Annotated in this window: 1 pseudogene; it reads left to right on the forward strand. The window is 67.7% G+C overall.

The features are described 5' to 3' along the window. Positions 1 to 624, forward strand: a pseudogene (locus AC3WL8_RS39970) (ISNCY family transposase); the annotation flags it as partial. Positions 625 to 663: the final 39 nt, after the last annotated feature.

The following is a 663-nucleotide window of genomic DNA, read 5'->3' on the forward strand; positions in this document are numbered from 1 at the left end:
AGCGACTTTGATGCGCACCGGCCGCTGCGCGGCGATGAGGATCTGGAGCGGATCTTCAGCTGGCGCGAGTGGCGCAAGGTGTCGCAGAGCCTGACCTTGCAGTACAAGAAGGTGATGTACCTACTCGAGGACCGGCCCGAGCACCGGCGCCTGGTCCACCGCTACCTCGAGGTCGCCGAGTATCCGGACGGGCGGATCGAGCTGTGGGCCGACGGCGCGTCCCTGCCCTACACCACCTTTGACAAGCTCGCCGAGGTCGACCAGGGCGCGATCGTCGACAACAAGCGGCTCGGGCACGTGCTGGCCATCACGGCGCAGGTGCAGGCGCGGCGCGACAGCCGGCAAACCATCGGGCCGTCGCGCACGCTGGCCGGCGAGCCGCCGCGCCCACACCGGCCGGCGCCCAACACCAAGCGGCAGCGGCTGATCAACCGGCTCGATCTCGAGCGCGCGATGGCGGCGCCGCCGCGCAATGAGAAGGCGGACATTTTAACTTTGCCCACCGTGCATCCACCGCCCCACCCTGGGCCAGACTCGGTCGCGTCAGGCCAGCACCACCGCCCCACCGCCACCCCACAAAAGTATCCAACTCCGCACAAAAAGCACGCCCGCACCGACATTTGAATTCAGCGGGCGCTCCGACCTTTCAAAACCCGCTGGACA

The sequence above is a fragment of the Cupriavidus sp. FW305-F7 genome (assembly GCF_058782875.1).